The organism is Herbivorax alkaliphila, from assembly GCF_030848475.1.
Classification (GTDB): domain Bacteria; phylum Bacillota; class Clostridia; order Acetivibrionales; family Acetivibrionaceae; genus Herbivorax.
Genome location: NZ_JAVDDS010000072.1, coordinates 1 through 10975 on the forward strand (window position 1 = coordinate 1; position 10975 = coordinate 10975).

Annotated in this window: 6 protein-coding genes and 1 pseudogene; 4 read left to right on the forward strand and 3 right to left on the reverse strand. The window is 32.2% G+C overall.

What is annotated here, in order from left to right:
- The coding region (locus RBH29_RS16385) for an HAD-IC family P-type ATPase (protein WP_306698076.1) at window positions 1-621 on the forward strand (621 nt) is incomplete at its 5' end.
- 8 nt (window positions 622-629) lie between these two features.
- On the opposite strand, the gene RBH29_RS16390 is transcribed toward RBH29_RS16385, so the two are convergent.
- The 3 genes from RBH29_RS16390 to RBH29_RS16400 form a co-directional block, all read right to left on the reverse strand.
- The gene (locus tag RBH29_RS16390) at window positions 630-1040 is read right to left on the reverse strand and encodes a GtrA family protein (protein ID WP_306698077.1); all 411 of its coding nucleotides are present in this window, start codon (window positions 1038-1040) and stop codon (window positions 630-632) included.
- Between the two features lie 141 nt (window positions 1041-1181).
- Window positions 1182-2552, reverse strand: a complete 1371-nt coding sequence (locus RBH29_RS16395) for a hypothetical protein (RefSeq protein ID WP_306698078.1) — start codon at window positions 2550-2552, stop codon at window positions 1182-1184.
- A 158-nt stretch (window positions 2553-2710) separates the two neighbouring features.
- Entirely contained in the window at window positions 2711-5839 is a 3129-nt protein-coding gene (locus RBH29_RS16400; protein WP_306698079.1) for an S-layer homology domain-containing protein, read from the reverse strand.
- A 706-nt stretch (window positions 5840-6545) separates the two neighbouring features.
- Between RBH29_RS16400 and RBH29_RS16405 the strand changes: the two genes are divergently transcribed.
- The 3 genes and pseudogenes from RBH29_RS16405 (at window position 6546) to RBH29_RS16410 (ending at window position 10583) form a co-directional block, all read left to right on the forward strand.
- Window positions 6546-6704 (forward strand): hypothetical protein, encoded by a 159-nt coding sequence (locus RBH29_RS16405; protein WP_306698080.1) that lies wholly within the window; start codon window positions 6546-6548, stop codon window positions 6702-6704.
- A gap of 15 nt (window positions 6705-6719) precedes the next feature.
- Window positions 6720-6818: pseudogene (locus RBH29_RS17915) on the forward strand (dockerin type I domain-containing protein); the annotation flags it as partial.
- 42 nt (window positions 6819-6860) lie between these two features.
- The gene (locus RBH29_RS16410; RefSeq protein WP_306698081.1) at window positions 6861-10583 is read left to right on the forward strand and encodes a fibronectin type III domain-containing protein; all 3723 of its coding nucleotides are present in this window, start codon (window positions 6861-6863) and stop codon (window positions 10581-10583) included.
- The last annotated feature ends 392 nt before the right edge of the window (window positions 10584-10975 follow it).

Genomic DNA, 10975 nt, shown 5'->3' on the forward strand with positions numbered 1-10975 from the left:
GATACAGACTTTAATGGTACAACTATTTATATAGCTGTAAATGGAGTTTATGCAGGGACTTTGGTGATATCTGATGAGTTGAGAGAAGACGCTAAAGAGGCCATAGAAGAATTAAGAAAAATGGGAGTTAAGAAACTTTCTATGCTCACAGGGGACAGTGAAAATGTTGCCAAAAGAGTTGGAAATATTCTCGGACTAGATAGAATATATGCTCAATTGCTTCCCCATCAAAAAGTTGAGAAATTGGAGTTGATAAATAGAGAAAAGTCTTTTAAGGGAAAACTTTTATTTGTCGGTGATGGGATTAACGATGCACCTGTCCTTGCAAGAGCAGATATAGGTGTAGCGATGGGAGGACTTGGGTCTGATGCTGCAATTGAAGCTGCGGATATTGTGTTGATGACTGATGAACCATCAAAGCTTATAACGGCAATGAAAATTGCTAAAAGAACTCGTCGAATAGTTTGGCAGAATATAATTTTTGCTCTAAGTGTAAAGTTTGCCATATTATCACTTGGAGCTGGTGGAATGGCTTCAATGTGGGAAGCAGTTTTTGCAGATGTGGGAGTTGCATTGTTGGCAGTTTTAAATGCAATGCGTGTTATAAAGGTTTATAAATAGTAATTAGTTCACTTTTTACTGAAAACAAATTTTTTGTCTAAGTTATATTTTACTATATATCCTATTGAAAGGCCTATAACAGCACCAACATACTTAGCCATATTATGATCAAATATTTTATCAAATGAAATTTCAAATACCCAGAATATTGCAGTTGTGAACACTCCCATAAAAGAGTATAAAACAAATTTTTCTGCATTTTCTGTTTGACTTTTTGTATGGTAATTGAATATGTATTTTTTATCAAGAATATATTTTATTATTAGTCCAACTAATGTTCCAAAAAACATAGACACATAGAGAACATACTTATCGTCAATAATATCTTTAATAACAAGATTAACAAGATGTTGGGTGGTTAAGTTGCCTATAGTGGAAAGAATTGCAAAAACAGTATATTTTACAGATATAGAAATCATAGTGCTTCTCCTTTTTAAATTGCTTTAATAAAATAACTCAACCGCTATTTTAAAAATTAGCTGACTGAGTATGCCTAAAATACTGATTAAACAAATATATTTTAGGCATCAAATATATTTGTTTAAATATAATAATCTTACTTACCAAGTTGGCAAAAATCTATAGGAAATAAGATTTAATATAACGGAAAAAACTATTAGGGGTTTCCAGTATTTTTCAGGGACTTTTTTTGTAGCCAGTGCCACCAGTATTATAAGCATAGGTAAAAAGTCCAGAGAGAAACGTTGATTATTATGTTGAACCCATCCATTATTATAATACATTAATTGGTGAGTTATTGTAATTATAAGTGACAACCAAGCTGCAACAAGTAAACCCTTTTTCATCTTTGCCCAAACTGAAATTAAAACAAAGGGACTAGCTATTGTAAGTGCAGTTCCAAAACCATCTAATTCTCTAAACGTCAAAAGCATTGAGCCGTCGAAATGTATATTAAATCCTTTTATGAACATATGATAAAAATTAAATGGTATGTAGCGAATGCTAAATTCACCATACATATCTACACGTTCTTTCATGAATCCTGCAAGATTTAAAAAGGAATAGCCAGTTTGAAAAATGTCTCCAAATCGCATCCAGTTATAGGTAAGATATATAATGCCGCATAGCCCAAATGCAAATAAAAACTTAAAAATATTTAAATACTTTTCCTTGTTTTTTCTATAATTTGACAAAAGCGTGACCAGTCTTTTTTTGCTTCTAGAAAATGGAATTGTCTTTTGCTGTTCTATATTATAATTGATATTGTTCCATAGAGCAATAATGAAAAATATTACAAAATAAACACTTAACTGTCTCGAAAGAAAAGCCATGCCTAAAAAAGCACCTACAAGCCATCCACGACCTTTGCCTAGACATTCATTTAATGCAAGAAGCATGGTTATAACGGCACAAACATGTGCAAAATAACAGACACCTTCACTTCTAAACAATGCATACCAATAACCGGTACCCCAAAAGAATGCAATAACAAGCCAAGGTATAAAACGTTTTTCAATGTTTAATTTAATAAAGATTTTTATAAGTGCCACAGCACCAACGATAGTCATAACTGAAGAAATAAAAATTAACGAAACATTTATGCCAAAAAGAGCAACAAAAGGCAAAAGCAAAAGTGTTGGAAATGGAGGAAATATTACATAATATCTGTCGTTGAAAACAGCTAAATCATGCATATAACGTGGAAGGTCAACATTTCCATTTAAAAAAGCTTGTGCTTGGTATACAAAATGATTAGAGGGGGCACGTCCTAATTCCTCTGTCATATAGTGAAACAAGGTACTGAAAAAAGAAATACTAATTAGTAAAAAAATAGATAACTTTAAATAAGGTGAACATAAAAATTTTGCTATTTTGCTGCTGTTTTCAGATGGTGGTAAAAATATTTGATTAATAAGTTTATTAAAACCATGCAACAAACCTAAATCATTATTTTTCTTTTTTTTGCCCATGTTATTCTATTCCTCCTGATTTTAAAATACTACTATTATTTTAATCTCTAGCACTTGTAATTGTCAATTAGTCATGGATAAAAAGGTGTATATAATATTAAACTATAAATTAAGGCATAAAAAAAGAGAGCATGCAGCCCTCTCTTTTTTATGTGAGTTTATTCTTCTTCGTCTGGATAAACTATTGTTTCAGTTTCATCATCATTTCTAACATAGTGATGATCAATAGAGCTTTCTAAAATATGACCATGTGCCCAGTGACTTTCTTCCACATCATCAAAAGGAATTTCTGCACCTAGCAGTGGCCCTCTGAAAAGCATGTTGTTTATTATTGTAACTGATTCTGCCCTTGTAATTTCGTTGTCAGGTTTAAACAGCCTTACATCGTTTTCTATGTAACCTTCAATGAGTTTGGCTCTGTATATTTCTTCTATAAAGTTTTGAGCCCAGTGACCATCGATATCTTCAAAGTTAGATTGAAGAGATTCTATATCTTTGTATCCCATATGGTTTGCTAAAACAGTTGCAAATTCAGCTCTTGTTATGTTGGCGTCAGGTCTAAAACTTCCATCTTCATATCCAGTGAAAATATTTTCATTTGTTACAGCCTGTATTTGCATATAAGCCCAATGATCATCAGTTAAGTCTGGATAATCCTTAATTTGTAATATGTTTTCTTCTAAGTCAAGAATATTAAACATAATAGAAGCAACTTCAGCTCTTGTTATATTGTTACCAGGCCTAAAAGTATTGTCTCTATACCCATATATGTATTTTTCGTGAAAGTTATCTTTAAACCTGTCGGAATAAAGAAGGAAAGAGACTGTTGAAGACTCATCATCAAAGTTTAAAGAGTCATTAGAGAATGAAACAGTTGCTGTGTTTGTAGTTTCTATTTCAGCTTCATCTAAAGTATCTACTTTAACAGTGTATTCAATTATGCCAGAACTTCTACCTGAAAGACTACCAATTTCCCATGTTATTGTATCTTCATCAACTTCCCCATCAGCACCATCTTCAAGGGTTGTGTTTTCTGGTATTTCTGCTTCTACATTAACTCCATATGCTACATTTGATGATCTGTTTGTATAGTCGATTGTAAATGTTATTACTTCGCCTTCCTTATAAATTGATTTGTCAGTTTGTAAAAACACTGCCAAGTCAACAGGTGAACCACTATCACTACCAGGAATGGTATCGCTTGGTCTTGTAACGGTATCAGGAGTAGGAGTAGGAGTAGGAGTAGGAGTAATGCGACTTGGAGGTCTAGGTGTTGGTGTTGGAGACGGCTTTTCATCAATTTCAACATCTTTAGATGCCTCTTCTGATATATTGCCTGCATTATCAATTGTTCTAGCTATTATCCTTGTCATACCAATTCTGCTTATCTCAAACTCACCTTTATATTCAGTCCAATTAGGTTCATCATTCTCGTCATCAGAGTCATCGGAATCTTCCTGTTCATCATTCTCATCATCAGAATCATCGGAATCGTCCTGTTCATCATTCTCGTCATCAGAGTCATCGGAATCTTCCTGTTCATCATTCTCATCATCAGAATCATCGGAATCGTCCTGTTCGTCATTCTCGTCATCAGAGTCATCAGAATCTTCCTGTTCATCATTCTCATCATCAGAATCATCGGAATCGTCCTGTTCGTCATTCTCGTCATCAGAGTCATCGGAATCATCTTGTTCGTCATTCTCATCATCAGAGTCATCGGAATCTTCCTGTTCATCATTCTCATCATCAGAGTCATCGGAATCGTCCTGTTCATCATTCTCATCATCAGAGTCATCAGAATCGTCCTGTTCATCATTCTCATCATCAGAATCATCAGAATCGTCCTGTTCATCATTCTCGTCATCAGAGTCATCAGAATCGTCCTGTTCGTCATTCTCGTCATCAGAGTCATCGGAATCTTCCTGTTCGTCATTCTCGTCATCAGAGTCATCAGGATTGTATAATAAATGATACTCAACTCTATCAACTCCTGATTCATCATCTTCTCCAGGTTCTATTGTGACAGTTATAGGCTCTTCTACTGTTGAGTCTTCACTTGTTGTAATAATTGGAGGGCCTGGAGGTGTGGTGTCAATATTAGGGACTTCGTGCTCTGCGATTTCACTTTCGTTTCCAGCTTCATCTATTGCTTTAGCATAGATAGTTTCATTTTCGTCTACTTCAAAAGAACCTTCATAATCTTTCCAGTCACCATCTTCCCCAACTTTGTATTTCTTTTGTGATGCATCATCAGGATATTCTATTTCTATAGTTACACCTTCATTTGTTGGTGTATCAATATCAGGATCTTGAGTAATTATTGGCTTTTCAGGCGGTGTTCTGTCAACAGTAAATGGAATCACAACATTTTCGGAAGATGCCTGATTTTTATCTTTTGTCCAAATAATAACATTGTATTCTCCGTCAGTAAGGTCGTATATATTAATTGAACTTTCGAAAGGGTGATCTAAAACTGTATTTGTGTCATTGCAGTTATCAATAATTATAGGCTCAGCATTTAATTGTATATTCTCATCTAATGAATGATCGTTCCCATCATCAGAGTCGTCCTGAGCGTCACTTACTTTTTCAATAGTATAAAAAACATCTACTTTATCACCATCATTTTTATCTTTTACATTACCCTCTACAAAAAGTTCATCTTCATTAGTAAATGAATTTTCTACAGGAGCAGATATAGTTACTTCAGAAGGTACATTTTCAGTATACTGAACAGTTACTTCATAATAATAGTATTTAAAATCATCAGTCACACTGTACCATTGAATATATCTGCCATTATCGAAATAACTATCACCATCTTTGTATAAAACACCTGCAAAAGATGGATTTCTAGGATTTTCTATAGTACCAGGCTGTACTATATCAGAAGGGAACAAATCGTTATCTCTTTCTAGATACTCATTTATTGTGCCCTGTTTTACTTCTGGGTCTCCATCACTAACAAGCACTCTTAACCTATCGCTTGAAGTAACAACTGAAGAAGTTCCAGTGTCTGATTCGGGTTCTCCATAAACAGCAAAAAAGTTTACCAACTCATCAATTGGAACGGAAAAGTTATTATCTGGATGCAAAAAGCCTACTTCATTTGATAGAACAAAACTTCTCAGAGGAGCTCCAAATTCATCAGTTCCTACAACTTCAATGTCTTCTGGGGTTTCAACAACTTCAGTTTCTGCAAATACTGCATTTCCTAAAACAGACGTCATTAATAAAGAAATGCAAACTAGCAAAAAACCAATTTTCTTACAATTAACCTTCATTTTACATTCACTCCCTTTTTAAAATTTTAATTACATTTAGAGGTTTGTTTTTCCTGGTTATTCTGTATATTATAATATACATTTAGAGGTTTGTTTTTCCTGGTTATTCTGTATATTATAATATACATTTAGAGGTTTGTTTTTCCTAGTTATTCTATATATTACAATATACATTTAGAGGTTTGTTTTTCCTGCTTATTCTGTATATTATAATATACATTTAGTTAACTATTTGCAAGTAAAAAATAGAATTTAAACTAAATTTTTTTGATACTACACTAAATGTAAGAAAATCAAGACATATGAATAATTTTGTAGGGGTGAAATTGTTGCTAAATTAGCATATTTTAAATCTTGAATAGTTAATATGCCAGGTGTTTATGTAGACAGGCTTGTAGTATAATTTTATTGAAAAAATTATGTAAATCATCTGATTTTTAATGTATAGTATAAAAATTAAGAATTCAAAAATTTTAAAATTTTTGTTTAAATATTCTTGATGTTTTTTTATTGAGATGTTACAATCGATGAAGCACATTTTAAATGAAGATTTTAGAAAAGGCTAATGATGTGTGTGTTGTAAATTTCATAATTAATGCTATTAAATTTTTTTATTTGAGTTTTCTAAAAAAAGAGTGAATTAAAAGTTTGGGGAGTTAACTTTTCTTAATCTTTTAAAATAATAAAAAGTGAGGGGTAATTTGTAATGAGTAGTTTCAAGAAAGTTTTAAGTATTATTATTGTGTTGTGTATGGTTTTTACACCAATTCTAGCTTTAGACGATATTTCAAAAGTTTATGGTTCTAATGACGGCATATTGTATGGAGATATCAATGATGATGGAGTAATTGATAGTACTGATTAAGTTTTACTAAGTAGGTATACACTTGATTTTATTAGTGGAGATAATATTAACCTTAAGGCTGCAGATTTAAACGGTGATGGCATTGTTGATAGCACAGATTATGTTCTTTTAGGGCGTTATCTTTTAGAAATTATAGATGAATTTCCTGTAGAAAGAATGGATTCCGACCCTGATCCTGATCCAATCCCAGAAACTCCTACATTAGATACTCCTGAAAACTTAACAGTGGTATCTCAAACATCAACATCTGCAACTTTTTCATGGGCACATTCAACAGATAGAGATGATATATCCTATATAATTTATTCAGGAGAGCATTTTATAGAAAATATTAAATCAACAACTTATACAGTTGAGGACTTGCTTCCAGGTAAAACTTATGAATTTGTTGTTATTGCTATATCAGACGAGGGAGAGTTTTCAGAGTGGAGTAATGTTTGTACGGTAAGTGCAGTAGTAAATGATATGGAAGAACTTAAGGAAGTTTTTGACCATAATTTTCAACATTTAAAAACTGAGTATAGTGTAATATATGAAGGAGATACATCCAATTTAGAGGATGAAATTAATACAGCACTTGAAGAGGCATTAAAAGATAGCAATGGTACTTTTAGAATTACTGCATTTGACTATAATCAAAATTCTGACAATGAGTCTGTTTTAGAATTTGAATTTGATTATGACGATAGATATACTGATATAGCAAGGTCTAAAAGTGAACTTGAGTCAATAATTTTAAGAGAATTTCATAATAAGTCTGAAAGCATAAATATTATATATAAAGATAATATGACAAATAATGAACTTTGGGAAGTAATACGTTCAGTGCGTGATAAGGACTTGTATGTTAGGTATGCTAGAAAGACATCCAGATGCGAATCACGTTCGAATCTAGGTATTTCAGGAATTGAAATTGAGGATATAGAATATTATGCTTCAAAAGAAGAAATAAATGATTTAAATAAAACAGTAGATTTTATAATTTCAAAGCTTGTTAGAGATGATATGAGTGATCATGAAAAGCAAAAACTAATACATGATTTTATTTTAAATTTTGTAGAATACTCTCATGATAATAGCGATTATAATAATCCATATAGTGCGTTATACTATGGGAAAACTCGATGTAGTGGTTTTGCAATGTTAGCATATAAAATGCTAAATAAAGCGGGTATAGAAAATATTATAGTCAGAAATGAAGGTCATGCTTGGAATGTTGTAAAGATAGAAGGTAATTGGTACCATATGGATGTTACATGGAATAATGCAGATAAAAAGGGCTATGGTCATTATAAATATTATAATTTAACTGATGATCAAATAATTGAAGGTAGAGATTACACTCCTGTAGACGGGATAGAGTGTAATACTAACTATATGGATGAGTTAGAAAAGGCTAATGATTCAAATGATGGAAAATATGAAGGGATACTAAAAGATATTCAGAATGAGTGGGATTTTCAAATTAGAGATTTTAAAACACATTCTTCAATGAGCCTAATGTATAATGAAGTTTTGTTAAAAGAAGGGGATAAACTACCTTTAGTAGATTCAATGATACCGTTAGAAAGATATAAAGATTCATTTCACTGGTCAACAAGTAATTCTGATATAGTAACAATAAATGATGGAGTGGTAACGGCTCAAGATGAAGGATTAGCAGTTATTTCAGCACAGCCAATGTATGATCCATTATTTAGATCTAGTTTGCTTTGTGTAGTTCGTGTAGTATCAGAGAAAGAAGAAAGAGAACCACAAACTTTATCGAATCAAAATTTTGCAGAATTTGAAAATGAAGATGTTTCACCACATATTTCTATTAGTGCTGAAGAAGATGTAAGCAATACAACAACAGTGACAAATGTATCTGATAGGTATGAAGACAAAATAAAGTTTTATGGAGAAGCAATAGGAATAGAAACAGATTCTGATTTTGACTGGGCAGAAATCAGTTTTGAGTTGAGTGAAGAACAATTAAATAAAGTGGATTTAGATGAACTTGTAATTTATTGGTATAACGAGGATACCAATACATTTGTTCCACAGGCAACAAATGTTGACAAGGATAATGGCTTTGTTTATACAACTGTGACACATTTTAGTGACTATATTTTAAGTGATATTTCAATACAAGGGCCAACAATCGATATTTCTTTTGTAATTGATGCTGTTTATTCAGATCAAAAAGCTCTTAACAATATCAAAGAAAATATTCACAACACTTTATTAGGTTTGCACACTAAATCTAATATTAATGTTGCATTTGTAGAGAATGAAAATGATACAGAGCTTTGCAATATTTTTCTTTCAAAACCAAATGTGCGAGACCATCGTACAAGTAATGAAAGAACAATTAGAAATACTATAAATTATGTTTTTGAGAATATGGAGCCTGGAAATCAAGAACCAACTGAAGGAGTGGGCATGGCGAATATCCCAACAAATGTTAGATATCAAGTTCAAGGTTCGACTAATCAAGAATACAACCTGTTTTATACTAAGTGGGGCGCTAGGTGGGAGGAAACAGATTCTCAACTATTTAAATATGGAGATATAATCGATTTAATAGTAGGCGGCGTAGAAATTGATTATGATGATGGGAAAATATCCTACAATGAAAAAGATGTTAGTGCATTAGTTGATTTTTTGTATCGAGGAGATTATGGTTTATTAAGTGCCGAGTATACAGGTGAAGGTCCATGGATGTTAAAGCAAGGTGCAAATAATGAACCAAATGACGTTGTTGTATTACAAAAATTATTGGTTACACATGGCTACCTAGAAATGCCTGAGGATACAGACTTTGGTACATTTGGAGACTTAACCAGAAGTGCTGTTGAAGAGTATCAGAAAGATAGAGATTTTTTAGAAGTTGATGGAATAGTAGGTAAAAATACATGGGAGGAACTTAATGGTCGATCAACAAATGATGCAATTTGGGACTATGAAAGAGGACAACCAAATAGACAATCATGGACATATAGATACGCTTTGCAAAATATTTTCTATCATTGGCAAGATTCAAGGATTGAGTTGACTTCACCTGTTGATGGGACTAGAATAGATTTAGGAGAAAAATTAAACATAAGTGGAAAAGGACATGATTGTCACCACATTGCATTGTTTGTTAATGGAGAGTGGGTTAAAACTGCATATGATAATGCATCGTATACTGCTATATATATGGAGTATGATTTTGAATCACTAGAGCCTGGAAAGCATACGATACAGCTAAAAGGAAGAAGTGTTCCAAATGGAAGTGATGATAGAACACTTGTGGAAACAGAAATGGTTGAGATTGTAGTAATTAAAACTAAGGGATATATTGGAGCACATCCCGTAACGGAAGACACAGTAGCAAAGATTCCATTTGTAGGTGAAAATGATCATGCAAGTATAATTTTGTTTGTAGACGAAAATAGTTACTATTATAATGCTGAAAGAATAGCTGCCGATGAAGATGGCAAAGAATCCGCTGATGAAGATGAAAATGTATTTTTAGATGAAGATGGATTCTACTATTGTGAAGATAGAGAAATGAGATACTTTACAATTGGAGCAGGACAAGCTACATTTCTTGTAGGAAAATATTTAGTAAGTGATTTAAATAGAGAAAAAGACGTTCAGTTAGACATTAAAAATGAGTTAATACTAATAGAAGTAGATGAAAAGAAAATAGGTGAATTATTACGATTGAGAAATAATTACGAATCAAACGGACAGTTGGAGTATAAGTTTAAACCTACAGAGGACAAGGACAAATACAATTCTAACTCATTTATTTCGGGATTACTAAATGCGGCAGACATTGAGTTTTCTACTCCTGAATCTAATCTTACGGGATGGGAAAAGCCTGTACCAGAAGAACAATTTCAGTGAACTCGGTTAGCTAAAGCTAAACATCGAGGCTTCAGGTGGAGACTCAACTCCACCTGAAGATTTATAAGAGGAACACCACCTTATAGAAGGTAAAGTCTTAAAATAAGATAAATGTAGGTGAAAAAATATGCTTAAGAAAATTATATTAATTATAAAAAAAATTGTGTTAATTATATTAACAGGTATAATGTTGTTGAATTTGATAGCTTTTTTTATGTTTCTTTTCACTCCTGATTTTCTAATTAGACTTTTGGATTGGTTGTTTTGAGGAAGATAGCAAATGAAAGTAGGTGATTAAAATAAAAAAATATCAAATCATTAGTTTAATAATATTAGTGATTCTATATATTTTAAAAATTATTTCTTTACACTTTCCTAAATTTATTTTTTAT